The organism is Chitinivorax tropicus, from assembly GCF_014202905.1.
Classification (GTDB): Bacteria; Pseudomonadota; Gammaproteobacteria; order Burkholderiales; family SCOH01; genus Chitinivorax; species Chitinivorax tropicus.
The window spans coordinates 76417-103013 of the sequence record NZ_JACHHY010000010.1; the positions used below are offsets into that span (position 1 = coordinate 76417).

Below are 26597 nucleotides of genomic sequence, written 5' to 3' on the forward strand. Positions count from 1 at the left end.
CCTGAATCAGATCAACACGAGCCACGCGACCATGCCAACGTAATCCAACGACCGCCAGCCTGAAAGCTCGGCTGCGCTTGCCCAAAAAGCAGCTATAACAAGAGAACTCATTATCCGTCATCGGAGTCCTTCGGAATGATTGCAAATCTTCGCATCGGCGGGCGCATTGCGCTCGGATTCGGTTTATTGATCGCGTTACTGATCATCACGTCTGTACTGAGTTTCATGGCGGGTGTTCGACAACGTAGTGACATTGAACAATTGGTCAACAAACAGATCGCTGCCGGTCTGGGTGCATCTGACATGCTGTATCGATCCATGCTGCTGCGGCGCTTCGAGAAAGACCTGATCATCAATCTGCAAGATGCCGCCAAGGTGGAAGAGTACAAGCAGAAATGGGACAAAGCACTGGCGCAGTTCAAAGAGTCCGAATCGAAGATCGCCACCTTGGTGGGTGATGATGGTAAGGACATAATGAAGCAGTTCGACGAATCGATGGCGGCTTATAGCACCGGCTTCAGCAAGGTCCACGAAGGCGTCAAGAGCAACAGTTACCCCAGCCCGGAGGAAGCGAACAAGGCCATGTCCGCTTTCAAGAAGCCCATCCATGAGATGGAAGAAGGCATTGGCAAATTCCAGGCATTGCAGCTGCAACAGGCCCAAGACAAAGCCGACAGCACCTTGATCGCCGCCAAGATCTCGACCCAGACAGCATTGACTATCAGCTTCGTGGCGATTGCTTTGGGTTTGGTGGCTGCCTGGCTGATCGCCCGCTCGATCACGAAACCATTGGGTGATCTGCAGGTTATCATGGCCGATATCGAACAGAGCGGCGATCTGACCCGCAAGATCCCATCGATAGGTAATGATGAGATCAGCCACACCTCCCACGCCTTCAACAATCTGATCGAAAGCCTGCGGCTGGCATTGAATGAGGCTCAGCGTAGCGCAGCCGAGCTGCGTGATGCCTCGCTGAATCTGAATAACGCTTCGGAACAGGTTTCCAAGGCTTCCGGCATGCAGGTCGAGGCGGCTTCCTCGACAGCTGCGGCAGTTGAACAGATGACAGTCAGCATCGGCCTGGTGGCCAGCAATTCGCGCGATGTGGAGTACGACGCCAAGATGGGCCTGGATCTGAGCCGGAAAAGCACAGACATTGCCAATACCACATCAAAGGAAATCAAGCTCATTGCCGATGTCATCTCGCAATCCACCCAGGTCATCGGCTCACTCAGTCAACGCTCCCAGGAAATCGGCGGCATTGCACAGGTTATCAAGGACATTGCCGACCAGACCAATCTGCTGGCCCTGAATGCAGCCATCGAGGCCGCCCGGGCCGGGGAACAAGGGCGTGGTTTCGCCGTGGTTGCCGATGAAGTCCGCAAGCTGGCGGAGCGCACCAGCCAGGCCACTGCGGAAATCTCCCGGGTGATTGATGCGGTGCAACAAGATACACACTCTGCCGTGCGCAGCATGAGCGATGCCAGCGAACGGGTGAACAAAGGGGTCACCCTTACTGAGCAGGTCAGCAGCTCGCTGGATGAAATCAGCCATTTCTCATCCGCCACCACCAGCAAGATGGCAGAGATCTCGACCGCCATTGCCGAGCAAAGTGCCGCGAGCACGCAAATTGCACAGAACATCGAGCAAATTGCGCAGATGAGCGATGAAAACAGCAATGCCATCCGTCAAACCACCCACTTGGCAAGCAGATTGCGGGAGACAGCAGAGACACTGGATTCGCTGGTTAGACGCTTCCGCATTCACACAAGCTGAGGTAGGCTTGCGCCTTTTCACCCGAACACAGAAGGATTGCCATGAGTTTGACCGAACACCCGTCCGGCCTGATCACCGAAGATTTGCTCGTGGGCGAAGGCGCCACCGCCAACCCCGGCCAGTTGGTGACCGTTCATTACACCGGCTGGTTGACCGATGGCAGCAAGTTTGATTCCAGCCTGGATCGCAACGACCCTTTCCGCTTCCAGCTTGGCGGCGGCCAAGTGATCAAGGGCTGGGACGAAGGCGTCGCTGGCATGAAGATCGGCGGCAAGCGCAAGCTGACCATCCCGCCCGAATTGGGCTATGGCCAGTACGGCGCGGGCGGCGTGATTCCACCCAATGCCACGCTGGTCTTCGAGGTAGAGCTATTGGCCGTTCGCTGAGGCAGGACACAAGCCACACCGCGATGAAAAAAGGTGCCGATCGGCACCTTTTTCTTTTTCACTTCAACTGAAGCGGTCATCCAGCCTGTTGCTGATTGCTCAACTCAATCAACCGCTGCAACCGGTACTTGGCTTCGCCACTCTCCAGCGCATCTTTGGCCCGCTCAATGCCTGTCTCCAGAGTGTGCGCCACACCAGCCGTGTAGATCGCCGCACCCGCATTCAGCAACACAATGTCCCGGGCCGGGCCGGGCTCGTTGTCGAGCACACTCAATAACATGGCCGCGGATTGCTCTGCATCGACGGTGCGGATGGCATCCAGCTCGGTGGTTTGAATGCCGAATTGGCCAGGGTGGATCTGATACTGGCGGATCTCACCTTGCTTCAGCTCAGCCACCCATGTCTCACCATTCAACGTGATTTCATCCAGCCCATCACTGCCGTGCACAACCATCACATGACGGCTGCCCAGCTGTTGCAAAACACGCGCCTGGATACCGACCAGATCCGGGTGAAATACCCCCATCACCTGATTCTCAGCCCCGGCAGGGTTGGTCAGGGGCCCCAGGATGTTGAAAATGGTACGCACCCCCAGCTCCTTGCGCACTGGCGCGACATATTTCATGGCACTGTGATAATTGGGGGCAAACATGAAACCGACCCCAACCTCATCAATGCAATGCCCAACTTGCTCAGGAGTGAGGTTGAGATTGACGCCAAGCGCTTCCAACACATCCGCGCTGCCTGACTTGGATGATACCGAGCGACCACCATGCTTGGCCACCCGCGCGCCCGCCCCCGCCGCAACAAACGCCGATGTCGTGGAGATATTGAAGGTATGGGCCTTGTCACCACCTGTGCCGCAGGTATCCACCAGATGAAAACGATCACGTACCGGCACCTTGGTTGAGAATTCGCGCATGACCGAGGCCGAAGCTGCAATCTCGGAAACCGACTCGACCTTGACCCGCAACCCGATCAGAATCGCTGCAACCTGCGTCGGCGCCACTTGCCCGGACATGATCTGCCGCATCAGCGACACCATCTCGTCATAAAACAGCTCATTGCCATCAATCAGCCGGTTCAACGCGGCCTGAGGGGTGATCATGCTTTTACTCCCAACTAGAATGCGCAAGGACTGCGCCAATGTGTCAGCTCAACCCCGTTGAGCCACTATCAAAACCGGGCTTGCCTGGAAGGCGCGAACCCGGCACGCCCGCCCGATTCATACCACGCCAATACCCCCACAGCAGGAGATGCGCAGCCGACTCGGCATACAGCGCGCAGATGGCTCGGGCACTGGTCAGATACCGACGCTTGCACCAGAAGCGGATCATCGACCAGACATCAGCCGTCACCCCGCCCACATCAAATCACAGTGATTGGCCTGTATGCGATGATCACGAACCAAGCTGGCAGGCCGGATGCCCCGCCTCGCGCCAGTTCACCACCAACCCGAAACCATGTGATTCATCTCTAGGCAAAGGCTTCCAGAAAGTTCCTCAGCATCTGGTGACCTTGTTCAGTCAAAATGGATTCAGGGTGAAACTGCACCCCCTCGATCGGCAATGTCTTGTGCCGCACGCCCATGATCTCGCCATCTTCCGTCCAAGCGGTGATCTCCAGGCAATCAGGCAGGCTTTCACGCTCAATCACTAGGCTATGATAGCGGGTGCAAGTCACCGGATTCGGCAATCCCTTGAACACCCCTACATCCAGATGATGAACTGGCGACACCTTGCCATGCATCAATTGCTGCGCATGCACAATCTTGCCGCCAAATGCCTGACCTATGCTCTGATGGCCCAGGCACACCCCCAGAATCGGCAGCTTACCTTGAAAGCGATGAATGGCCGGCACCGACACACCTGCCTCATTGGGGGTACACGGCCCTGGGGACAAGACCAGATACTTAGGTTGCAGTGCAGCAATCTCATCCAATGAGATCTCATCATTGCGATGCACCACCACCTCCTGCCCTAGCTCACCAAAATACTGAACCAAGTTATAGGTGAAGGAATCATAGTTATCGATCATCAGCAGCATAATTATTCTAATCCTTTGATTTATCAGGCCATCGCCTATTTTGCCGCCGATCGATACCCGCTTTTCCTTCGCTGGGGTGGGTGGGCGGCGCTGTGGCACCCGAAAGGGCACATTATTACAGCCGCCGCCATCATTGGTCTAGGCTCTGTTGGCAGAGCTTCATGCTGCGTGCCAACCCCATTTTCAGGCAAGGTCGGGCGGCAAACATGTTTCATACCTGGCGGAGCATATAGGAGCGGCTGACCCGATTGCGGCAAGATCCAAGTACAACGGCCTATATCAGCCAAGACAGTACTGGTCTTGCAATGTCATCTGGGCGACCGGGTCGCTCATTGAATCGCCGGTCAAACCAGCCGTTCGCTGGCTTCGGCGCGTGTGGCAATCGGAAAGACTATGACAAGCGGCTTGCAGAACAGCATCTGCCGCTGAATTGACAACTTGTTGGCAGGGTATTGGATCTACAGCTTACTGTCCGCCACTCGACCGACGATCACGCTGATATTGCGCATGATGGCGTTACATTTGACGCAACGAACGTCGCCGGAGGCATGCAGGTAGAATTGCTCGCACGCACAGCGGGTACAATAAAATGCAGGTCCAAAATCCTCGTGGCGAACCGTCTTGGGACGATAACTTGCCAGCTCGACTACACTACCCATCTTGGGCTTCTCCAGTTACAACGTCATTCCAATCTTATCCAGGCCAATCCATCCAGCAGCTCGGCCCTTTGGCTGACTCTCCAAGCGGTGTATCAGCACTTAATAATACTGTAGCAAAATTCAAACGACATGAATATATGTAAAAACCACTATTTTCTCGAAAATCAAATCGCGTCAGACAAACGGTTAATCTTCATTATGTTGCGTCGCACAAAATACAATGAATGTGACTGACTTCATATTCAGATCAGAACCTGTCGTCAGCCACATTACTTCCTGACCAACCCTACAGAAAATACAATCGTTGAAATTCATATTCCCTTTATTCTTTCCAAGCAATTTTCCATGAAAACTGCGTTCTTATTCGCAACAAATACCCACAATTCTTTCCAGGTCACATGATTCATGCCTTCACAGCTAGGCCAGCCGCCTACTCTGAATTCTTTTTGTATTGATCAGATAGCGTGGTGATATATGTCTATGCTGCGCCACTTCCAAACTATTGCATCGAAGCCAGATATTATTCCAACTCAATAATACGCACTGGCATTCATCATTCATTCAGATATCTCCGGATCAACCAGGGCGATATACGTGCTCAGGCGCCATGGTTATACTGAAAACCCCTTTTTCTATTGCACCGCACCTAAATATGCCCACACCACCCCTCGCCAATCGCCTGCACCACATTGAACCCTTCCGCGTGATGGCATTGCTGGCCCGTGCCAAAGCACTGGAAGCGGCGGGTAGAGATGTCATACACATGGAAATTGGCGAGCCGGACTTCCCTACTCCCCCTGCCATCGTCGAGGCAGGTATCCGAGCGCTGCAAGCCGGGCACACCTCTTACACCCCAGCGCTTGGCATTCCGCTGCTGCGGCAAGCAATTGCTGATTTCTATGCAGATCACTATGGGGTAGCGATTCCTGCTGCCCAAGTTGCAGTCACCCCTGGCGCCTCTGGTGCGCTGCAGCTGGCCCTGAGCGCACTGCTTTCTCCTGGGGATGAGGTCATCCTGAGCAATCCAACTTACCCATGCAATCGCCACTTCATTCAGATGTTTGAAGGGGTGCCGATCATGGTGGATGTCGGCCCAGCGGAGAATTACCAATTGACCGCCGCCAAGGTGGCAGCCCACTGGAGTGCGCGTACCAAGGCTGTCATGGTGGCAAGCCCGGCCAACCCGACAGGCACATTGATCGCACCAGATGAGCTGGACAGGATCGGGCAGCTCTGCCAGGAGCGTGGTGCAGTATTGATTGTTGATGAAATCTATCAGGGACTGGTCTACGACGGGCCTGATCGGAGCGTGCTGAGCAGCCATGCTGGTGCGCTGGTCATCAACAGCTTCTCCAAATATTTTCAGATGACAGGCTGGCGACTAGGCTGGATGGTGGCACCCGAGTACATGATGCCTGCCATCGAAAAGCTGGCCATGAACGCCTTTCTGTCACCCTCTGCGCCTTCGCAATATGCCGCCTTGGCAGCTTTCGAGCCAGATACGCTGCGGCTGGTGGAATCCCGCCGCCAAGCGCTCCGGGCGCGGCGTGACTATTTGACTCATGCCTTGTTGGCGCTGGGCTTTGACATCCCTGCACCACCGCAAGGCGCCTTCTATGTCTACGCCGATGCGCGACGGCACACCCGGCATGCCGAGCAGTTTGCCGCCGACCTACTGGAGGCCCACTATGTGGCCGTTACACCCGGCATCGATTTTGGCGGGCCAGGCGCCGATCAGGCATTACGCTTCGCTTACACCACCAGCCTGCCCAGGCTGCAAGAGGCAATTCAGAGAATCAAGACATTCATTGATAGTTAAATAATGATTTACAGTTAAACCCATAAATGACAAGGAAATATCTTGTTTTTTTCCCATGACTGGCGCATCGAAAAGATTGAAAATCAGTGTTTATTCAGTTTACCATTGCATAATCAGAACAATAACCCTGCTCCAGCATATTAAATAAGACAGAATCAGGTGCGGGCAGGAACAGGGAACCTAGAAAGGCTTACGATGTTTGATTTCAAGGGGCTGATTTCTGCCCTGTTGCGCCGCCCCCCGTCTGACGGCGTGCACAACCTCAAATCTGCTACCATTTGGGTTCAAGAATTACCTCAAGGTGATATCCACCAGGCCCAGATCGAGATCGTCAAGACCATCAGTGCACTGAATGCCAATCCCAAATTGGGTGCCAAAGAGCGATTCAAGACCATTCTCTACCTCGATGAAAAAGCGCAGGCGCTACAAACTTCACTCTGCGACGATTACATTGCCGACACTGGGTTTGGTAGACATTATCTGCCGACGATCATGGCATTCTGGTCGGAAATGGCGAATGCCTATAAAACCTGCCTGCGACAATATGTCGAAAAGCCAATACGCAGCTTGAGTGCAGATCTGCCTTTGATCACCGTGCGCGGCCTTTATCATTTCAGCATGATCGCCAGGTGGCACCACCTCCGCTATCTTCCCGTGGATGCACGAATCTGGCGCAACCTGCACCGCCTTTACCTGTTTTCCGAGACAGAAGGGTTTGCCAACGAGCCGATCAAACGCTTTCCAGATCAACTACCCACCACCACCAGCCAAACCTATCTGGCGGCATTGATGCTGGACCTGGCAGCGCCGACTTCCTTGCTTCCCACCCAGATCCTGCAAGTCTCGACGTGGCTTGAAAGCTGGGCTCAACACCTGACGCTGGATAGTCAGGTTCGTCCATACCGCCAACTGTTCGCCGTGAATCTGGAGGAGTCCAAACCCGCCAGAAAACTACGGCGCAACATGGTCGATACCAAGTACCGCTACTGGAGCACCGACACGCTGATCGAGCATATCGAGCACGTCATCGAACAGATCCGTCAGGGGGAATTGCCAGCCAGACTGGGACTGGGTGAGAGTTTCCGCTTGCCTGGGGGGTTGGATCTACTGGAGACCATTGCCAACCGCTGGTCACGCGAGGGGGCCAGCGCAACACGGAAACATGAACGCCAGCCGGAGAAAAAGAACATACAGGTCATTCATGGCTTTCAGGAAACGCTGGAACAGCTACGCCACCCTGAGCGCTTCAAGCCTGCACGGCACGCAGGCAAAAGTAACGCAGGTTTTGAAATCGTTGCCAGCACGATGCCCGCCATGCCAGAACGCGAAGCGGTGCAGCTGGATATCGAGGTGCGCGAATGGAAATTGGAGAATGCCAGCCCTTATGGCATCGGTGCCAGCTTCACTTCTGAATTCGATGACGATCTGGTGGTGGGCGACTTGATTGGACTCAAGCCAGAGGAACAAACCCGCTTTGCAATCGGTATTGTGCGACGCATTCAAAAAGACAAATCGGGAAATGTATACGCTGGCATCGAAACCATCAACCACACACCGATTCTGGTTGAATTGCATGCAGAGCAGCTGGACGATGCTGTATCGGTCGCCCACAGCACCGGCCATTCACAAGCCATTTATCTGCCGGAGGCAGACGGCGGCGCTATCCCACGTTGCCTATTGCTCCCTGCAGATCATTTTGCATCAGGCAAGATCGTACAGATGCGGGCTCAGGGCAAGGCATTCACCATCAAGCTCAAACCTGCCATCGAACAAACCACGGACTACGCTCGTGCACCCTTTGCTGTGCTTGCCAAACATGTGGTTGCACTGGCTGTTTGAAGCCACCAGAGCCAGCCCAAAAGCACAAAAGCCGTGGCATCAGCCACGGCTTTTGTGCTTTTTACCGCCATTTCACGGCCCATCGGCGGACAGAGCTTGGCGCTTCATGTAGCAAGCATCCCGCCTACCCAATCAAGCCGCCTACCCGATGCCTGCAAGATGCACCATGCCGTGTCGGATAGGTAATACAATCACCCTTCCAGCAGGGCTTTCTTCAATTCATCCTGCACAGGCTTTTTACCCAGCCAGATACGCAGCAGCGCTGCTTGGAAATCCGCGCCTGAGATGACCTCTTTCGCTTGATTGCGGACTGTGATGCGCGTTCCACCATCTGAGCCGAAATCAAGCAGTATCACATCCCCTTCCTTGACCTCCCGAACTGCCTTGAAGATCTTTTCCATCTCAGCGATCTTCGGTTGGATGGCAGCCAGCTCCGGGCCAGTCGTATTCGCTACGATTCCCTCTTTGAAGGCATCCAGCATTTTGTCCGCCTCGACATCTCGCTTCATGACGAGCACCACACGCCGGGTTTGCTTGCTGGCGATGATTGCTTCGGCATCTTTACTCTTTCCAGTCAGATACAGACCGGCCACGTACACCTTGGCCAATCCGAATCGACTACGCACGCCCGCGCCATTCAGCGCCAGCTCCGTGCCCGTCACATTGACCTTGTCATCCAACTTGACGCCCGCCACCTCTGCCGCCATGGCAGGTAAAGATGCCACGCTGAGCAGCAACACAGCCAACCATTGTTTCACCGTCATCCCCTTTATCTTTATCTCGATTTCATAATCATCATTGAAGCTCATCCGTCAAACGGATGGCGTATTCAGCCGTGGAACGGGGCCTATCATGCAATGAACCCGGTCATTTCTTGACCAATGGGCAAGTGCTTTGAGCCAACGGCTTGAACACATTGTCTGCCTTGAGCGCACGCTTGATCCGCAACAGATCCCATTGTGCTTCGCCCTTTGATTCGAGCGGCTTTTTCACTTCCATCAGATACATATCATGCATCATGCGACCGTCCTCGCGGATATAGCCATCCTTCGCGAAAAAGTCATTGATCTTGGTGGCGCGCATCTTATCCATCACAGCATTGCCTTCATCCGTTCCCGCTGCCTGCACCCCCCGCAGATAATGCAAGACGCCGGAATACACCCCAGCCTGGGATGAAGTCGGCATTTTCTTTGTCAGGGCAAAGAAACGCTTGGCAAATTCACGTGTTTCATTGTCACGATCCCAATAGAAGCCTGCAATGAACTTCATCCCCTGCGCCACATCCAGACCAAGCGCCTTGACATCACTATCGAAAACCACCATGCCGATCAGCTCCTGCTCTGGGCCGAACAGCCCGAATTCGCGTGCCTGCTTGACGGCATTCACAAAATCACCACCTGCCACGGCGAACACCATGCCTTGCGCACCGCTCTCCTGCATCTTGAGCAGATAAGGCGTGAAGTCAACATTGGAGGGGGGTGTCTTGACAAATGGCGCGTAGACTTTACCACCCGCCTTTCTGGCAGCCATGGCGGCCAGAAAGATATCGTTGGCCGTAGCTTTATCAGTCTTGTCGCCATAGTCGGTCGCCATGACCGAGAAACTCTTGACGCCATCGGCAATCAACTCTTTCAGCAGGCCATGTGATGCAGCATAAGCATCGTATACCCAGTCCACCGCCAGACGGCTGCAGGCATCGTTGGTCAAGGCAGAGGTCGACGCACCCGTCTTGATCGACACCACGCCACGTTCGGAAAAATACTTCGAGACACCAATTGCCACCTGTGAATTCATCAACTCCGTCACCATATCGACGCGGGGGCGCTGTAGATCCCAGGTCTTGGCGATGGCCATGGCATCATCCAGTTCATTTTTATGATCTGCACTGATGATTTCGATCCGCTTGCCCAGCACCTTGCCGCCAAAATCCTTGGCCGCCATCTGCGCTGCGGTGACGGCCCCTTTACCGCCCACATCGGCATAGACACCGGACATGTCCGTCAGAACGCCTATGCGGACTACGTCGTCTGAAATGCCAGCCCCACATGTCCAAGTACTCATCAACGCGACACCCGTGGCTACAACCAGCTTCTTCAGATGCATGATGGCCATTCCCGACTCCCTTCACAATGCAAATCAAATAAGATTATGCCAATAGAAGAATTTATACCCATCAAAAAGCAAAACTCTAATACAGCAGTACAACACACCCATAAGACTTTCTATGCCTGATCGCATGGAAGGTCAAACTGTCATTTTGGTGAAATACTCTAAATTTTACCAACAAAAAGGGGAAGGTGCACACCCTCCCCACAACAAACTTCCGTAATTATTAATTTAATAATATATCAAAGCACTTGGATGATACCTGCCGCGCCCATGCCGGTACCGATACACATGGTCACCATGCCGTACTTACCCTGCATACCGCGCCGACGCATGCCATGGATCAACGTCGCGGTGCGGATTGCCCCGGTTGCACCCAGCGGGTGACCCAACGCAATCGCGCCGCCTAGCGGGTTGATTTTGCTGGTGTCGAGGTCCAGATCGCGGATCACCGCCAATGCTTGCGCGGCAAATGCTTCGTTCAGCTCCATCCAGGCGATGTCTTCCTTGGTCAGACCCGCAATACGCAATGCAGCTGGAATCGCCTCTTTGGGGCCGATCCCCATGATGGAGGGCGGCACACCCTTCACCGCAAAGCTGACGAAACGTGCCAGTGGTGTCAGATTGAATTGCTTCAGGATCTTTTCTGACACCAGAATCACCGCTCCCGCACCATCCGACATCTGCGACGAGTTACCGGCGGTGACAGTTCCCTTGGCATCGAATACGGTCTTCAACCGGGCCAGTCCCTCAGGGCTGGTGTCCCCGCGCGGGCCTTCATCGGTGTCCAGCAGCTTTTTGACGATATCGACCTCGCCTGTTGCCAGATTCGGTGTGCGATAGATGGCTTCCAGCGGGGTGATTTCATCTTTGAATTCACCCGCCTGAATGGCGGCGATGGCGCGACGGTGGGACTCCACAGCAAAGGCATCTTGATCTTCGCGAGACACTTGCCATTGCTGGGCAACTTTTTCCGCGGTCAAGCCCATGCCGTAGGCAATGGCAATGTTCTCATCCTTGGCGAAGACTTCCGGGTTCAGGGAAATCTTGTTACCCATCATCGGCACCATGGACATCGACTCAGAGCCCGCGGCAATCACCACATCGGCTTCGCCTGTGCGGATGCGGTCTGCCGCCATCTGCACCGCATTGATGCCCGACGAGCAGTAACGGTTGATGGTCACACCACCTACGGTGTCTGGCAGGCCGGCCAACAACACGCCGATCCGGGCCATGTTCAGGCCTTGCTCTGCCTCTGGGAAGGCACAACCCACCACGCAGTCTTCGATCAGATTGACATCCAACGCCGGCACTTGGGCCAATGCGCCTTTAATGACATGGGCCAACATATCGTCGGGGCGGACATTGCGCATCATGCCACGAGGGGCTTTGCCGACCGGGGTACGGGTCGTGGCTACGATGTAAGCTTCTTGAACTTGCTTCGTCATTTCAACATTCTCCAATTGAATTCTTTTGACCTGCCGGGATGGCCCATCTAACTGGGCCTCCGGGCACAACAGGGCTCGCCAGTGGCGCCCCTGTGGTGGGCCTGATCAGTTACGCAGCGGCTTGTTGTTCTGCAGCATGTAGAAGATCCGCTCTTGCGACTTCGGATGCTTCAACAAGCTGATGAAAGCCTTGCGCTCCAGATCGAGAATCCATTGCTCATCCACCAGCGTACCAGCTTCGACATCACCACCGGTCATCACATCCGCGATGGTGGCAGCGATGTGGTAGTCATGTTCGCTGATGAAGTTACCTTCTTTCATATTGGTCAGCTGACCACGGATCGAAGCAGCACCCGCCCGCCCTGCCACAGTAAAGCCTTTCACCTTCAGCGGTGCGCGATATCCAGTCTCATACATGGCCAATACCTGCTGTTTGGCCACATGCAGCAGCTCATATTCATTGAACACCACTACATCGGTCTTACGCAGATAACCAAACTCCTGGCCCTCCTGCGCAGAGGTGCCGACCTTGGCCGTGGCAATGGCCATGAAATAATCGGTCAACGACTTGAATACGTCACCCTTGGCCTCTTGTGCCGCACGCAACGCAAATTCCTTACACCCGCCGCCGCCGGGCAGCAGACCGACACCCACCTCGACCAGGCCGATATAGGTTTCGAGATGAGCGACCACCTTGTCGCAGTGCATGGCGAATTCACATCCACCGCCAAAGACATAATTCTTGGTGGCAGCAACGGTGGGTACTTGGCTGTAGCGCAGACGCATGGAGGTGTTCTGGAACTGACGCACCATATCGTCGATCTGCTCCCACTGGCCAGCCATGAATGCAGGGCCCATGGACATCAGGTCAGCACCGACCGAGAACGGATCTTCGGTCTGCCAGATCACCAAGCCCTTGTAGCCAGCCTCGGCCAAATCAACGGCCTTGTTGACAGCGGCAACGACATCCGGGCCGATGGCATGTGCTTTGGATTTGAAGGAGATGATCAATACGCCATCACCTTGCGTCCAGACACGTGCTCCATCATTTTCAAACACAGTTTCACCATAGACTGGCGCCGACTCGCCCACCAGTCGTGCCGGGAACAGCTGTCGCTGATAGACCGGCAGCGTGGAGCGGGGCACCAGCGCATTCTTGGATGGGCTGTATGAGCCTGCATCGCTATGCAACGTATCACGCTCAAATGCCCAGGCTGGCAGCTCGGCACCTGCGATGCCTTTGCCTGCAGCGATGTCTTCTTTGATCCATTCAGCCACCTGTTTGAGCCCTGCAGCCTGCCAGGTCTCGAATGGACCTTCTGACCAGCCAAAGCCCCAGCGAATGGCGAAATCCACGTCACGGGCGTTATCAGCAATATCAGCCAAGTGGTAGGCAATGTAATGGAACACGTCACGGAAGCAAGCCCACAGGAACTGAGCCTGAGGCAGCTCGGACTCACGCAACGCCTTCAGTTTGGCCGTCACGTCCTGATTTTTCAGGATTTCCTTGACGCGATCGTCGCCCTTTTGACCAGCCTCAACATAGTTGCCCGCTTTGGGATCCAACACCAGCTTCAGCTTACCGTCTTTTTTGTAGATACCGGCCTTGGTTTTCTGACCCAGCGCACCCGCCTCGATCAGCTTGGTCAGCCACTCGGGCGACTTGAACAGTGGGTGCCATGGGTCATTCGGCAACGTGTCCTGCATGGTCTTGACCACGTGCGCGAAGGTATCCAGGCCGACCACGTCTGCTGTACGGAAGGTGGCCGACTTAGGGCGCCCCAGACGCGGGCCGGTCAGGTCATCAACGACATCGAAACGGATGCCGAATTTGTCTGCGTTATGGATACACGCCAGCATCGAGAAGACGCCGATACGGTTGGCGACAAAGTTCGGTGTATCTTTGGCACGTACCACGCCTTTACCCAGGGTGGTCACCAGGAATTCTTCCAGTTGATCCAGCTTGCTGGCGTCAGTATTGACGCAAGGAATGATCTCCACCAGATGCATATAGCGTGGCGGATTGAAGAAGTGAATGCCGCAGAAGCGTGAGCGCATGCTGTCTGGGCAACCTTCAGCCAGCTTGTTGATGCTCAAGCCTGAGGTATTGGTGGCGAAAATCGCATGCTCATTCAGGAACGGCGCGACCTTCTTGTACAAATCCAGTTTCCAATCCATGCGCTCAGCGATCGCCTCGATGACGACATCACATTCGCGCAGCAACTCGAGGTGCTGGTCATAATTCGCCGGGGTGATGAAATCGGCCTTTTCCTTGCGGCCCACTGGCGAAGGCTTCAGCTTCTTAAGATTGTCGATGGCTTTCAGTACGATACCATTCGGATTGCCTTCCTTGGCCGGCAAATCGAACAGAACGGCCTCCACATTGGCATTGGCGAGGTGTGCAGCAATCTGTGCGCCCATCACACCGGCGCCAAGCACAGCCACCTTGCGTACCACGAATTTAGAAGTCTGAGACATAGCTTCCTCGAGGGTTGGACATTGATCATCGGGGCTGGGGTCGGCCATCGGCCCACCACCAGACCCACATTCATCGGGCTAGAAGATGCCCTGATTCAGCCTGTCGGACTGCTTAGAAGACATGGTTGACTTGCAACCCGACAATATTGGCTTTCACATCGAAGTTCCCGCGAACGGTCGCATTGCTGCAGTTGCAGTTGCGATCAGCTGGCCATTTGCCATCGTTGTTGTCGGTCGCATTGATGGAGCCGACATCGACTTTGACCAGACTATAGGCGAGATCAATCGAGGTATTCTTGTTGAAACGATAGTTTGCACCCATCGAATACCAGGTCCGGTTGCCATCCGGAATGCTGGGGGTTCTGTTGGCATCAGTCACAGGTGAGCGATCCAGCTGCCAGCCAAAGCGCAGCATCCAGCTCTCATTCAGGCGAACATTGGTGCCCAGCGCAAACTTGTTGGTGTCTTTCCAGTTTTCGGGGGTGATGCTGTCAGGCGTCGTGGAATCGAAATCGATCCGCAGCTCCTTGAAGCGGGAATGACGGGAACGGGTGTAGTCTGCCATCACTGCCCATGTATCATTGATCTGCTTGAAGAAGCCGATCGACAGCGATTCTGGGGTATCCACTGCCACGTTGGCACCTGAATCTGCATGACCCAGGGTGCCGGTTGCCGGGTTGAACGGTGCCTCGATGGCTTGTGCTACCGCGGCGCCGACCTGACTGGTCACCCCACCGAAAGTGTAAGTATAGTTACGGACGGAGTCGGGTGTTGACCAATCGCCATTCCCCTTCAGCTTGTGAGAGACCTTGGAGCGATAGGACAAGCCCAGACGGGTATTCGGGTCGAATTCAAACATCACCCCGAAGTTGTAGCCATAGCCCCAGTCATCACCTTCCACTGAGATATAGCCGTCGTAATCGGGGTTGCCGAAAGCGGCTGACGCCTTGGCCAACATATCGCTCTGTACAGCTGCTGCTGCTGCGCGGCCAGCTTGGGCAGCCTGTGCGGGTGTGCCACCAGCGGCAAGGACACGTTGCCCGGCTGCACTTGCAGCGCTCTGCGCCGCACCAGGCACGCTCTTCGCAAGAGCGCCGGCGATCATGCCGCCATAGTTCACCTTCCGGCCCAGTTTCCCCTTGGCGTATTGCATGGTCACGCCCCCACCCACCGAGATCATCGGGTTGATGCGATAGGCGAACGATGGGTTGATGGCAAAGGTTTTCACTTCGGTCTCAACGACGTTGTAGCGACCAACCCAGCCAGCATCGTAAGTCGTCTTGGAGCCAAATGGTACAAAGGCCCCCACGCCAAAGCTCATCTGGTCATTGATTTTGTGCGAGAAGTAGAAATGTGGCACGGCAGTGCGATCCGCGAACTTGCCACCCTCATTGGTGCCGGTGGATCTCGGCGCGCCAAAGACAGATGGCACCGCAGCCGCCAGATCAGGGGATGATATGGTGGAACCCTGGTCATGGAATGCGACTTTCGGGTCTACGATATTCAACACGCCGGATACCTGAGTACCCTCCAGCTTGGTCAGACCAGCTGGGTTATGGAAAATGGTCGAAGCGTCTGCCGCTTCTGCACTGTTGGCGTTGGCTACGCCTTGGCCCGCAGCACTCTGCGTACCAAAATGATAGCCAGAGGCCAGTGCAGCTTGTGCACCAACCACACCGATAGCCATCAGGGATAAGCGGATTACGTTACGTTTCATATTGTGTCTCCTTCATACTGGTTCTCTCGCGATCGTCTCTCGAGTGTAAGCAAGCATACATCAATTCAGGGTCATGTTTAGAGCAAAACACCAAATTTTTAACGCCGTTTAGAAACTCGCGCGGCCCCTATTTTCATAAGACTTTGTTAATAAACGAAACCTAATCCGACTTAGCCAAAACCGTATTTAACCCTTGTACTACCTTACTCTACGATCTCTGGCGGCAACTCTCTGGCATGGCCTGCGGCATCCACTGCCACATATGTCAGCATGGCCTCGGTGACCTTCACCACGTTCGCCAAATCGGGGTGTCTTTGAGCAAATACTTCAACTTTGACGGTCACCGATGTCTTGCCAACCCGCAGACGCTCGACATAGAAGCTCACCAAATCACCCACATGAACAGGTTGATGAAATTGGAAGGCATTGACCGCCACCGTTGTCACCGCGCCCTGGGCACAGCGTTGCGCCTCGATCGAGCCGGCAATATCCACCTGCATCATCATCCAGCCACCAAAAATGGCGCCCTGGGCATTCGCATCAGCCGGCATCGGCATGATGCGCATGATGGGCTGCACCTCGGGCAGGCTGGTGTGATGTTCCTGTTGATTGGTCATAAGCTTCTCCAGTCAGTGCAGCCGGCGTATCGGCCAGTCAAAGTGTCTGTGGTCAGACAGGCTGCCGCTCGAACAATTGAGTGTCGTGTTGATTGAGCTGCATGTCGAAGTCATCCACCATGATCACCTGCCGTTTCAACCAACGTGCCCGCTTGACCGCTTCGAATTCGACCTGCGTGATGACACCCTTGTTCAGTGCCTCTTGCAGGCGGGCTGCTGTTGGCGCTTCTTTGAGCTTGCCTTCACGTTGCGCCTTGCGGAGCTTGTTCTCGATGGCATCAGTCTCGATCGTGGCCAACAAGGCCGGGGCCAACACACCAACGGGATCGCTTTCTTCCTGGGGCACATAGATGCCCTTGGTGAGACGATCACGGGCGTGGCCTGGCTGCATCATCAGTGCAGCGACCTGGGTGCCGGTCTTGTCAGATGGCTGCTTGAAATGCATACCCAGCGGGAAGATGGCACGGCGCAACACCCACGCCAATGGGCGACTGGGCAGGTTGGCCAGGAAACCATCAATGGCTTGCTGCACATCGTACAGCGCTGATTCGACGGCCCATTTCAACAATGGCAGATCTTCCGGTTGATTGCCTTCATCGGCATAACGCTTCAGGGCTGCCGTTGCCAGATACAAACCAGACAGCATGTCACCTAATCGGGCCGACAGCTTTTCGCGGAATTTCAGTGCGCCGCCCAGTGAGAACATGGCCATGTCAGACAACAGGGCAAAGGCACTGGAGAAACGTGTGATATCACGGTAATACCCGGCATGTGGGCCGCTGACCGGGCTACCCGCCACCTTGCTGCCAGTCAGGCCCAGCACCAACGACCGGATCAGATTACTGCCGACAAAGCCCAGGTGGCCAATGAATGCTTCGTCAAAATCGACCGCATCGTTCGCCATGGCCGCCCGCATTTCACGCAACACAAATGGATGGCATCGGATCGCCCCTTGCCCATAGATGATCATGCTACGGGTCAGGATGTTGGCACCTTCCACGGTGATGGCAATGGGGATGGCCTGATAGGCGCGCGCCAGGTAGTTACGTGGCCCAACGACCACCGCCTTGCCGCCATGGACATCCATAGCGTCATTCAGCGTTTTGCGCATGCGCTCAGTGTTGTGATACTTCAATACCGCTGACAGCACCGATGGCTTTTCGCCTATGTCCAGCCCTACCAAGGCCAGACGCTGGGCGGCATCCATTTGATAGGTGTAGCCACCGATACGGGCCATGGCTTCATCCACGCCTTCAAACTTGCCGATTGCCAAGCCGAACTGATCACGGATACGGGCAAACGCCCCTGTCACATAGCTGGCCAGCTGGCCTGATGCAACCGACATGGCAGGCAATGAAATGCAGCGACCGACCGACAGGCACTCGACCAGCATGCGCCAGCCTTGTCCAGCGAATTCGCGACCACCGATGATCCAATCCAGCGGAATGAATACATCTTTGCCCCAGGTTGGGCCATTCATGAAAACCGCGCCACCCGGCCAATGACGGCGGCCAATGTGGACACCCACATGTTCGGTCGGCACCAGGGCACAGGTGATGCCGACATCTTCCTTTTCGCCCAACAGGTGATCCGGGTCATACAGCTTGAACGCCAAGCCCAGAATGGTCGAGATCGGTGCCAAAGTGATCCAGCGCTTTTCCCAGCTGACACGAATTCCCAGCACATTTTCATGATGCTCGCCGGTGCGAGGGTCGGTGTAGGCGCCTTTGCAGACGATCCCATAGTCAGGGATGCCCCCTGCATCCGAGCCAGCATAGGGGCTGGTCAATGCAAAGCATGGAATCTCCAGGCCCTTGGCCAGACGCGGCAGATAGTAGTTTTTCTGTGCTTCTGTGCCGTAGTGCTGCAACAGCTCACCCGGTCCCAATGAGTTGGGCACCATGACTGATACGGCTGCAGAGCCGCCACGGCTGGCAATTTTGGTCACAACCTTGGCATGGCCGTAATTGGAGAACTCCAGACCGCCATATTGCTTCTTGATGATCATGCCCAGAAAACCGTGATCCTTGATGAACTGCCAGACTTCAGGCGGCAGGTCCTTCAATTCATGAGTGATCTTCCAATCATCAATCATCTTGCAGAGTTGCTCTGTCGGGCCGTCCAGGAATGCCTGTTCCTCTGCGCTCAACTTGGGTGCAGGAAAGGCATGGAGCTTCGCGAAGTCCGGCTTGCCCGAGAACAGGTCACGATCCCACCAGACGGTACCGGCGTTGATTGCCTCTTGTTCGGTCTGCGACATAGCGGGGGTGATTTTCTTGAAAACCCCGAAAATAGGGCCTGTCACCAACAGACGACGCAACGGTTTGATGTTCAACAGTACCGACAGCGACAGCGCCACCGCAAACCAAGCGAGGCCTGCAGTCTGGCCGAATGACAAATAGGCCGCACCTGCCAAGAGCGCTGCAGACCACGCCATCAATGGCGCCCGCAGATAACCCAAGACCAGCACGACAACGACAGGAATCAATACATACCAAAGCAACATGACTATCTTTCCTACGCAAACAACTGACTATCGCATCACCGGCGAAACCACGCCCACGTCTGACTGACGCTGGCCGGGTGCTGTCAAACCAGCCACCACATAAGGCAGCAAATGACTCACCACCTGCTGCGGATCTCTCGCACCAGGCACATGACTTTTCATGAACAATTTCACGACATCGTTACCGGCAAAGGCATAGAACACCGTACCCAATGCAAAATGCAGACGCCACAGCACCTCTTCCGTGCTCAGATGCGGCAAGGCCCGCTTCAGCGAGGTGCTATACGCCTCCAGCACGGCCTGGTAATGCCGTGGCAGCATTTCCCGCAAGGCCTGGTGGGGCTCGGAAAACACCCTGGACATCAGGCGGATGAACATCAGACCGCCTTTTGCCGGGTCCTTGGCCATCCGCAATGCCGGACGTAGAAATGCCGACACGATACCCATCACATCCAAGGCGGTCTCGCCCTGCTCCTGCTGGGCTCGCTCAAGCTCTTGGACGCATTCCTGGTTATAGGGCGCCAACCGGCGTCCCACCACGCCCTGGAACAACACTTCCTTGGAGCCGAAGTGATAGTTGACTGCGGCAAGGTTGACCTCGGCCCGCTGGGTGATCATGCGTAGCGAAGTAGCTTCGAAACCATGTTCGACAAACAGCACCTCAGCCGCATCCAGAATGCGGGTGGCCGTATCTTTATTGGTATCAGTGACAGACATCGCGGGTAATGGAACAGAATATTGATCAAACGATTGTTTGAAACATACGTTTGCGTCACCACTTTGTCAACCCGAATCTTTTACCATTGGCCCCCTGCATGCATTTTCCCAGGCTTCCCCAGCTTTCCGCCCGCCATTCAGCCGCATCAGATACCGGGTGGTGGCAAACTGGTCTTTATCCACCAATAACAACCACTTGCCTAAAAATCACACCCCACACCTGCAACTTACCTACCCAGCTGCTATGCTAGGTTCAGTTGATACGGTTTCCTGACATGGACAATGAAGCCGCACAACAGCATCAGCAACGACATTGCATGACTTCCGATCACACCATGGCTGACAACCCCAACGCGGAATACATCACGCCGGATCAGTTATGTGCCGGGTTATATATCCATCTGGATCTGGGATGGATGGATCATCCCTTCCCTCTGGGCAGTTTCAAGATCAAGAACGGCGAGCAGATCGCGACGATCCAATCGCTGGGTCTGAGCCGTATCCGCTTCGATCCCAAAAAAAGCGATACCAAACCCTTGCCACGCCAAGCCCAATCAGCGCCTGCGCAAGTTGCGCCGCTGGCGATACAGGACAATCCCGCCATTCTGGCCAAACGTGCCCGGCTGGAGAAATTGAACCAGCAACGTGCCGCCATTGCAGAGTGTGAAAAAAAATTCCATCGGGCGGCCACTGCCATCAAGAACATTACCAAGAACCTGTTCGCCCGCCCGGCAGAAGCCTTGAAGGAGGCCAGCACGCTGGTTGAGGGCATGGTGGATTCACTGCTGCTCGACCGTGAGATCGCCATACACCTGATGAATGACAAGGTTGCAGGCGAGGAGGTTTATTTCCACTCACTCAACGTCGCTGTTCTGGCCATGATGTTGGCAAAAGAGATCAATATGCCCGCTGAGGACATCCGGGAGCTGGGGATGGGGGCCATGTTTCACGACATCGGCAAGGTGGAGATCCCTGACAAGATTCTGTTGAAGTCAGACCCCCTTTCTTTTGTCGAGCAGGAGCTGTTCAATCAGCACACCGTATTTGGCTTGAAGATCGCAGCCAAGGTGGGCCTGAGCAAGCGAGCAGCCGAGGTGGTGCTTCAACACCATGAATATATCGACGGAACGGGCTACCCTGGCCATCTACAGGGTGACCAGATTTCACCGCTGGCCAAGCTGCTGGCCATCGTCAATCTCTATGACAACCTGTGCAACTGCCCTAACCCAGCCAACTCCCTCACCCCGCACGAGGCGTTGTCCCAGCTGTTCGCACAGCACCGAAACCATTTCGACACCACCATGATGAAGACTTTCATACGCTGCCTGGGGGTATATCCCCCTGGTTCCGTGGTCAAATTGTCCAATGATGTGATCGGCATGATCGTTTCGGTGAATTCGGCCAATCCACTCAAGCCATGCGCCGTGGTGTTCGATCCCAATGTCCCCAAGACCGAGGCCATCATTGTCGATCTAGCCCAGGAGAGCGATCTCTCGATCGTCGCCAGCATCCGCCCCGGCCAGCTGCCACGACCAATCTACGACTACCTCAGCCCTCGAAAGCGGGTGAATTATTACTTCGACAGCGCATCCGGCAACACCAAACCCTCGTGAGCATACTGTGAACACGTCGATACGATCGATCCAACACGCCTTGTTCGACATCGCCAGTGATCTGCTGCTCGCGGTCGATACCAACAGCCTGCAAGTGGTGGCGGCCAATCAGACGGCCCTGCAATCGTTGAGCTACTCGCTCGATGACATCACCCAGCTATCAATTACCGATATCGAGGCATCACTACAAGATGTGTTCTATTGGGATGCGGTCAGCACCGGCATCGTGCAATCGATCCACCATGTCGAAGGCCAGTACAGACGAGCCGATGGGCAGCTGATCGACGTTGAAAAAAGCATTGTGCCCATGCCTGGCCACCCTCGCCTACTCTTGATCTGTGCGCGGGACACCAGCGCCCGCCAACAAACGGCACAAGCGCTCGAACACTACACATCCATGCTGCAGGCAACACTGGAAGCCACTGCGGACGGCATTCTGGTGACCGACACCACCGGCAGGATCGTCAACATCAACCATCGCTTTGCCCGCATGTGGCAGCTTGGCGATGACCTGCTGGCAAGACAGGATGACAGCGAGATACTGGATGCCATGACCGAGCAGGTGTCGCAACCAGATGAGTACCTGGCTCGATTGGTGGAAATCACCGAAGATCTTCACAATGAAAGCGATGATCTCATCGAGTTCAAGGATGGCCGGGTATTCGAACGGCACTCAATGCCGCAGAGCATCCGCGAGCATGTGGTGGGCCGGGTGTTCAGCTTTGCAGACATCACCCACCGAATCCAGACCGAAGCGGCATTGAGAGTAGCCCGCGACGAGGCTGAACAAGCCAATCGTGTCAAAGCGGAATTCCTCTCACAGATCAGCCATGAGCTACGCACCCCGCTGAACGCGATCATCGGTTTTTCGCAGATGCTGGCAGATGACCTGCCCGCCACTCAGCGGGACACCGTGCAGCACATCACCAAGGCAGGCTGGCACCTGCTGGAGCTGATCAATGAAATCCTGGACTTCGCCAAACTCGAAGCAGGCAAGCTGTCCGTCACGCTGGAATCCGTCGATATACAAGCCCTGATCAATGACTGCCTGATGTTGATCCAACCGATTGCGCAGCGTCATCGGGTGACAGTACACCTGGAGCCCAGCCCGGCACAGCTGGTTCGGGCTGATCCGACCCGACTCAAGCAGATGATTCTGAATCTGCTGTCAAATGGCTGCAAATACAACCGACCGCATGGCAAAGTCACGGTTCAGGTCACCGGCAACGAAAAGCAGACGCGGATCTTCATCAAGGACAACGGCATCGGCATCAGCGAGACAGATTTGACAAAGCTGTTTCAGGCCTTTACCCGTGTCGGCAAAGAGCAACACAAAGTGGAAGGAACCGGCATCGGCCTGGCATTCACCCAGCGCCTGGCCCAATTGATGGGGGGCGATGTCGGGGTCAGCTCTGCAGAAGGCGTCGGCAGCACGTTCTGGATCGACCTGCCCACTGCAACCCAGCCCACCACCCCGCATCTGGACAACCCACCACAAGCCAAGTCGGCAGACCATGCCCACCATACCGTGTTATGCGTCGAAGACGATCGAAGCAGTATGCTGCTCCTGAAAAGCATCCTGCAGAAACATCGCCCCAATCTTCACCTGTTGACGGCCAGCTCAGGTTTACAAGCCCTGCAGCAAGCCACCGCGCATACACCCGATCTGCTCATCTCGGATATGAATCTACCCGATATGAAAGGCAGTGAGATCCTGGCCAAGCTCCGCACCATACCCAATCTGACCACCCTCCCGGCCCTGGCCCTATCTGCAGACGCTCAAGCTGGCGACATCTCAGCTGGGCTGGCTGCAGGCTTCAATCGCTACCTGACCAAACCCATCAACTTCAATAGCCTGGTCAGCGAGATCGATGAGCTTCTGAACAAACCAAACCAATGAAAAAAGCCGACCCAGGTCGGCTTTCCGAATCCTCCGCGCACCGAGTGGCACTAGTCCAGCGTCACCCGCGCAAACTTGTGCTTGCCTACTTGCAACACAACCGTCACCCCCTTGGACAAGGTCAATGATTTGTCACTCACCTTTTCACCATCGATCTTCACGCCACCCTGTTCGATCATCCGAACCCCCTCTTTTGAGGAAGTCACCAAGCCCGCCTGCTTGAGCACATTCAAAAGACCGGCACCCGCCGCCTCGACAGCAATGGTCAACTCCGGCATATCCTCCGGCAATGCCCCACGCTGGAACCGCGCCTCGAACTCAGCCAATGCACCCTCTGCCGCAGCCTGGCCATGGAAGCGGGCCACCAGCTCCTGTGCCAGCATCACTTTGATATCACGAGGATTACGGCCACCCGCAACCTCCTGCTTAAGCCCCGCGATCTCGCTGATCGGACGGAAACTCAGCAAATCATACCAACGCCACATCAATTCATCGGAAATCGACATCACCTTACCGAAGATCTCGTTGGCTGGCTCATTGATACCAATATAGTTGCCCAATGATTTGGACATCTTATTGACACCATCCAACCCTTCCAGCAAAGGCATCATCAACACCACCTGCGGCGACTGCCCGTGCTGCTTCTGCAGCTCACGCCCCATCAACAGGTTGAACTTCTGGTCTGTGCCACCCAATTCGACATCCGACTTCAACGCAACCGAGTCATATCCCTGCATCAACGGATAGAGGAACTCATGGATCGCAATGGGCTGATTACCCTTGAAACGCTTGTCGAAATCATCACGCTCCAACATGCGCGCCACCGTATGGCTGGCGGCCAGCTTCAACATACCTGCAGCCCCCAGCTGCTCCATCCATTCCGAATTGAAGCGTACTTCCGTCTGCTCCGGCTTCAGAATCTTGAATACCTGTTCAGCATAAGTTTTCGCATTATCAGCAATCTGCTCCCTTGTCAGCGGGGGCCGCGTCGTATTTTTTCCGCTGGGGTCGCCAATCATGCCGGTAAAATCGCCAATCAGGAAAATCACCTGATGACCCAGCTCCTGAAAATGGCGCATCTTGTTGAGCAGTACGGTATGCCCCAAGTGCAGGTCAGGCGCTGTCGGATCAAAGCCAGCCTTGATCCGCAACGGACGGCCACTTTTCAGTTTTTCCAACAACTCCGCTTCGATCAGCAACTCTTCGCAGCCACGCTTGATTTCGTTGAGTGCTTGTTGACTATCCAAGGACATGAGGAACTCTTTCTTTAAGATGAACTCTAACGCACTCGCTGTGTTGTCATGAATGATAACAACCAATAATCTCGCATCAGGAACCGCCCCACAGCAATTTCCATGATCTAAGTCATTGCCTGGATAACTATTTTCCTTTGCATGCCGGCGCGTTTTGGGGTACTCTCACGCCTGTTTTGAGGATCGAATACAACGAATGACGTTTCAAAAACCAATAAATCTAACACAAAATTCCATGCAGAAGCCAAAGCATCACAAGTTGCGCTGGCTGATCGGGCTCTCCAGCCTTCCGCTCTTTGCCACCATCGGTGCATTTGCCATCGCGCCAATGAGTGAATCAGAGCCCATCGAAACAGCCATGGTGAGTGAATCCCTACAATTGACGCTACCGGAAAGCCATCCGGACACAGCCGAGACTGAGAGCTATTGGCGAGAAGAACGCGTTCGGGCCGGCGATACCCTCCCGGCCTTGCTGGGGCGCATGCAGGTGTCCGACAAGGACGCCGAGACCTTCATCCGCAATGATGAAAGCGCCAAACCATTCTTCAAACTCCGTGCTGGACGCAACCTCAGCACCCACAGCGCAGCAGATGGCAAGCTGTTGGAATTGCGATACATCGACACCGATGGAAACGTGATTTCCCTACAACGAGATGGCGACAGCTTCCGCGTGCATAACACCGAGCCACAATATTCATCCGTCACAGTGATGAAATCCGGCGTCATTTCCAGCTCACTGTTCGCCGCCACTGACAAGGCCAATCTACCAGATGCAGTGGCCGCACAGATGGTCGAAATCTTCGGTGCCAGCATCGACTTTCACAAAGACCTGCAAAAAGGCGATCGCTTTACCGTTGTGTATGACATGATGACCCAGAACGGCGAGCAGGTGAAACCCGGCAAAATCCTGGCCGCAGAGTTCACCAATGCGGGTAAAACCTATCGCATGGTGTATTTCATCGATCGCGAAGGTAAAGCCGGATACTATTCTGCCGACGGCAAAAATCTGAAAAAAGCCTTCTTGCGTTCACCATTGGAATTTTCTCGCATCAGCTCCGGCTTCACAATCGCACGATTCCATCCCGTCCTGCAGAAGTGGCGGGCACACAAAGGCGTGGATTATGCAGCGCCCAGCGGCACCAAGGTCAAGGCCACTGCCGATGCGACTGTTGAGACAATTGGCAAAATGGGCGGTTATGGAAACGTCATCATCCTCAAACACAATGGCAAATACAGCACTCTCTACGGCCACCTGAGCGGGTTTGCGCAAGGACTGCGCAAGGGCAGTAAAGTCAGCCAAGGCGAAGTGATTGGATACGTTGGCCAGACCGGCTGGGCTACCGGGCCGCATCTGCATTATGAATTCCGGGTCGAAGGGGAGCCGAAAGACCCGCTGACCAACGTCGTGCCTGTTGCCAGCCAGCTCGCCCAGACCGATGCCATCGCGTTCAAGAAACTCTCAGCCGAGCGCAGCCATATGTTGGATCTGCTGCATGGCACCAACCTCGCCAAATTCGAGTAGTCATCCGGGCCAGGCGTCTTCACCTTCGGCCTTCATTCAAAGCCCTGCCGCTCGCGCAGGGCTTTGTTCTTCCATTTATCGCCAACCGATCAAACCGGCACTCGCCCCACTTGCCACCTTTGCTTATATTGGTAAGCCACTCTGATCTGGATCAATATAAATTGATTTTGATTCGTATCAGCACTGCCGTTATAA

20 protein-coding genes are annotated in these 26597 nt (G+C 55.0%); 7 read left to right on the top strand and 13 right to left on the bottom strand.

The window, feature by feature from the left end:
• The first annotated feature begins 135 nt into the window (after window positions 1–135).
• Entirely contained in the window at window positions 136–1776 is a 1641-nt protein-coding gene (locus tag HNQ59_RS09445) for a methyl-accepting chemotaxis protein (protein WP_184038237.1), read from the top strand.
• A gap of 41 nt (window positions 1777–1817) precedes the next feature.
• Window positions 1818–2162 carry an FKBP-type peptidyl-prolyl cis-trans isomerase gene (locus tag HNQ59_RS09450; RefSeq protein ID WP_184038240.1) on the top strand — a complete coding sequence of 115 codons (345 nt, stop codon included), beginning with the start codon at window positions 1818–1820 and terminating at the stop codon, window positions 2160–2162.
• A gap of 76 nt (window positions 2163–2238) precedes the next feature.
• Here the strand turns inward: HNQ59_RS09450 and trpD are convergent, their stop codons facing one another.
• The 4 genes from trpD to HNQ59_RS09470 all read right to left on the bottom strand — a co-directional run bounded on the left by trpD (window position 2239) and on the right by HNQ59_RS09470 (window position 4867).
• A complete protein-coding gene (gene trpD / locus HNQ59_RS09455) occupies window positions 2239–3270 on the bottom strand; it encodes an anthranilate phosphoribosyltransferase (protein ID WP_184038243.1) in 1032 nt (343 codons plus the stop codon).
• Window positions 3271–3313: 43 nt separating this feature from the next.
• On the bottom strand, window positions 3314–3520 hold the full coding sequence (locus HNQ59_RS09460; RefSeq protein WP_184038246.1) for a hypothetical protein: 207 nt from the start codon (window positions 3518–3520) through the stop codon (window positions 3314–3316).
• Between the two features lie 118 nt (window positions 3521–3638).
• Window positions 3639–4208 (bottom strand): aminodeoxychorismate/anthranilate synthase component II, encoded by a 570-nt coding sequence (locus HNQ59_RS09465; protein WP_184038249.1) that lies wholly within the window; start codon window positions 4206–4208, stop codon window positions 3639–3641.
• A gap of 458 nt (window positions 4209–4666) precedes the next feature.
• On the bottom strand, window positions 4667–4867 hold the full coding sequence (locus HNQ59_RS09470) for a hypothetical protein (protein WP_184038251.1): 201 nt from the start codon (window positions 4865–4867) through the stop codon (window positions 4667–4669).
• A gap of 652 nt (window positions 4868–5519) precedes the next feature.
• On the opposite strand from HNQ59_RS09470, the gene HNQ59_RS09475 reads away from it, so the two are divergent.
• Together HNQ59_RS09475 and HNQ59_RS09480 are read left to right on the top strand one after the other, a co-directional pair.
• Window positions 5520–6686: an aminotransferase class I/II-fold pyridoxal phosphate-dependent enzyme gene (locus HNQ59_RS09475; protein WP_184038254.1), complete on the top strand. Its 1167-nt coding sequence runs from the start codon at window positions 5520–5522 to the stop codon at window positions 6684–6686.
• Between the two features lie 195 nt (window positions 6687–6881).
• The gene (locus HNQ59_RS09480) at window positions 6882–8525 is read left to right on the top strand and encodes a hypothetical protein (RefSeq protein WP_184038257.1); all 1644 of its coding nucleotides are present in this window, start codon (window positions 6882–6884) and stop codon (window positions 8523–8525) included.
• 191 nt (window positions 8526–8716) lie between these two features.
• On the opposite strand, the gene HNQ59_RS09485 is transcribed toward HNQ59_RS09480, so the two are convergent.
• The 8 genes from HNQ59_RS09485 to HNQ59_RS09520 all read right to left on the bottom strand — a co-directional run bounded on the left by HNQ59_RS09485 (window position 8717) and on the right by HNQ59_RS09520 (window position 20114).
• Window positions 8717–9289: a chalcone isomerase family protein gene (locus HNQ59_RS09485; protein ID WP_184038260.1), complete on the bottom strand. Its 573-nt coding sequence runs from the start codon at window positions 9287–9289 to the stop codon at window positions 8717–8719.
• Window positions 9290–9392: 103 nt separating this feature from the next.
• Window positions 9393–10637, bottom strand: a complete 1245-nt coding sequence (locus HNQ59_RS09490) for an ABC transporter substrate-binding protein (RefSeq protein WP_184038263.1) — start codon at window positions 10635–10637, stop codon at window positions 9393–9395.
• A gap of 236 nt (window positions 10638–10873) precedes the next feature.
• Window positions 10874–12079 carry an acetyl-CoA C-acyltransferase gene (locus tag HNQ59_RS09495; RefSeq protein ID WP_184038266.1) on the bottom strand — a complete coding sequence of 402 codons (1206 nt, stop codon included), beginning with the start codon at window positions 12077–12079 and terminating at the stop codon, window positions 10874–10876.
• A gap of 105 nt (window positions 12080–12184) precedes the next feature.
• A complete protein-coding gene (locus HNQ59_RS09500; protein ID WP_184038268.1) occupies window positions 12185–14557 on the bottom strand; it encodes a 3-hydroxyacyl-CoA dehydrogenase/enoyl-CoA hydratase family protein in 2373 nt (790 codons plus the stop codon).
• A 112-nt stretch (window positions 14558–14669) separates the two neighbouring features.
• On the bottom strand, window positions 14670–16274 hold the full coding sequence (locus tag HNQ59_RS09505) for an OmpP1/FadL family transporter (protein ID WP_184038271.1): 1605 nt from the start codon (window positions 16272–16274) through the stop codon (window positions 14670–14672).
• A 203-nt stretch (window positions 16275–16477) separates the two neighbouring features.
• Window positions 16478–16891 carry an acyl-CoA thioesterase gene (locus HNQ59_RS09510; protein WP_184038274.1) on the bottom strand — a complete coding sequence of 138 codons (414 nt, stop codon included), beginning with the start codon at window positions 16889–16891 and terminating at the stop codon, window positions 16478–16480.
• A 52-nt stretch (window positions 16892–16943) separates the two neighbouring features.
• Window positions 16944–19397, bottom strand: a complete 2454-nt coding sequence (locus HNQ59_RS09515; protein WP_184038276.1) for an acyl-CoA dehydrogenase — start codon at window positions 19395–19397, stop codon at window positions 16944–16946.
• A 27-nt stretch (window positions 19398–19424) separates the two neighbouring features.
• The gene (locus HNQ59_RS09520; RefSeq protein WP_184038279.1) at window positions 19425–20114 is read right to left on the bottom strand and encodes a TetR/AcrR family transcriptional regulator; all 690 of its coding nucleotides are present in this window, start codon (window positions 20112–20114) and stop codon (window positions 19425–19427) included.
• 317 nt (window positions 20115–20431) lie between these two features.
• On the opposite strand from HNQ59_RS09520, the gene HNQ59_RS09525 reads away from it, so the two are divergent.
• On the top strand, window positions 20432–21727 hold the full coding sequence (locus HNQ59_RS09525) for an HD-GYP domain-containing protein (RefSeq protein ID WP_246490934.1): 1296 nt from the start codon (window positions 20432–20434) through the stop codon (window positions 21725–21727).
• A 7-nt stretch (window positions 21728–21734) separates the two neighbouring features.
• Complete coding sequence (locus HNQ59_RS09530) at window positions 21735–23627, top strand: ATP-binding protein (protein WP_184038282.1); 1893 nt, start codon at window positions 21735–21737, stop codon at window positions 23625–23627.
• Between the two features lie 50 nt (window positions 23628–23677).
• Here the strand turns inward: HNQ59_RS09530 and tyrS are convergent, their stop codons facing one another.
• Entirely contained in the window at window positions 23678–24880 is a 1203-nt protein-coding gene (tyrS, locus tag HNQ59_RS09535) for a tyrosine--tRNA ligase (RefSeq protein WP_184038285.1), read from the bottom strand.
• A gap of 235 nt (window positions 24881–25115) precedes the next feature.
• On the opposite strand from tyrS, the gene HNQ59_RS09540 reads away from it, so the two are divergent.
• Entirely contained in the window at window positions 25116–26402 is a 1287-nt protein-coding gene (locus HNQ59_RS09540) for a M23 family metallopeptidase (RefSeq protein ID WP_184038288.1), read from the top strand.
• Window positions 26403–26597: the final 195 nt, after the last annotated feature.

Coding starts and splice junctions, on each gene's coding strand:
- HNQ59_RS09490 (WP_184038263.1), bottom strand. CDS start 10,637: ATGGCCATCATGCATCTGAAGAAGCTGGTTGTAGCCACGGGTGTCGCG.
- HNQ59_RS09445 (WP_184038237.1), top strand. CDS start 136: ATGATTGCAAATCTTCGCATCGGCGGGCGCATTGCGCTCGGATTCGGT.
- HNQ59_RS09500 (WP_184038268.1), bottom strand. CDS start 14,557: ATGTCTCAGACTTCTAAATTCGTGGTACGCAAGGTGGCTGTGCTTGGC.
- HNQ59_RS09540 (WP_184038288.1), top strand. CDS start 25,116: ATGCAGAAGCCAAAGCATCACAAGTTGCGCTGGCTGATCGGGCTCTCC.
- HNQ59_RS09495 (WP_184038266.1), bottom strand. CDS start 12,079: ATGACGAAGCAAGTTCAAGAAGCTTACATCGTAGCCACGACCCGTACC.
- HNQ59_RS09515 (WP_184038276.1), bottom strand. CDS start 19,397: ATGTTGCTTTGGTATGTATTGATTCCTGTCGTTGTCGTGCTGGTCTTG.
- HNQ59_RS09520 (WP_184038279.1), bottom strand. CDS start 20,114: ATGTCTGTCACTGATACCAATAAAGATACGGCCACCCGCATTCTGGAT.
- HNQ59_RS09485 (WP_184038260.1), bottom strand. CDS start 9,289: ATGACGGTGAAACAATGGTTGGCTGTGTTGCTGCTCAGCGTGGCATCT.
- tyrS (WP_184038285.1), bottom strand. CDS start 24,880: ATGTCCTTGGATAGTCAACAAGCACTCAACGAAATCAAGCGTGGCTGC.
- HNQ59_RS09525 (WP_246490934.1), top strand. CDS start 20,432: ATGACTTCCGATCACACCATGGCTGACAACCCCAACGCGGAATACATC.
- HNQ59_RS09470 (WP_184038251.1), bottom strand. CDS start 4,867: ATGGGTAGTGTAGTCGAGCTGGCAAGTTATCGTCCCAAGACGGTTCGC.
- HNQ59_RS09510 (WP_184038274.1), bottom strand. CDS start 16,891: ATGACCAATCAACAGGAACATCACACCAGCCTGCCCGAGGTGCAGCCC.
- HNQ59_RS09505 (WP_184038271.1), bottom strand. CDS start 16,274: ATGAAACGTAACGTAATCCGCTTATCCCTGATGGCTATCGGTGTGGTT.
- HNQ59_RS09480 (WP_184038257.1), top strand. CDS start 6,882: ATGTTTGATTTCAAGGGGCTGATTTCTGCCCTGTTGCGCCGCCCCCCG.
- HNQ59_RS09475 (WP_184038254.1), top strand. CDS start 5,520: ATGCCCACACCACCCCTCGCCAATCGCCTGCACCACATTGAACCCTTC.
- trpD (WP_184038243.1), bottom strand. CDS start 3,270: ATGATCACCCCTCAGGCCGCGTTGAACCGGCTGATTGATGGCAATGAG.
- HNQ59_RS09465 (WP_184038249.1), bottom strand. CDS start 4,208: ATGCTGCTGATGATCGATAACTATGATTCCTTCACCTATAACTTGGTT.
- HNQ59_RS09450 (WP_184038240.1), top strand. CDS start 1,818: ATGAGTTTGACCGAACACCCGTCCGGCCTGATCACCGAAGATTTGCTC.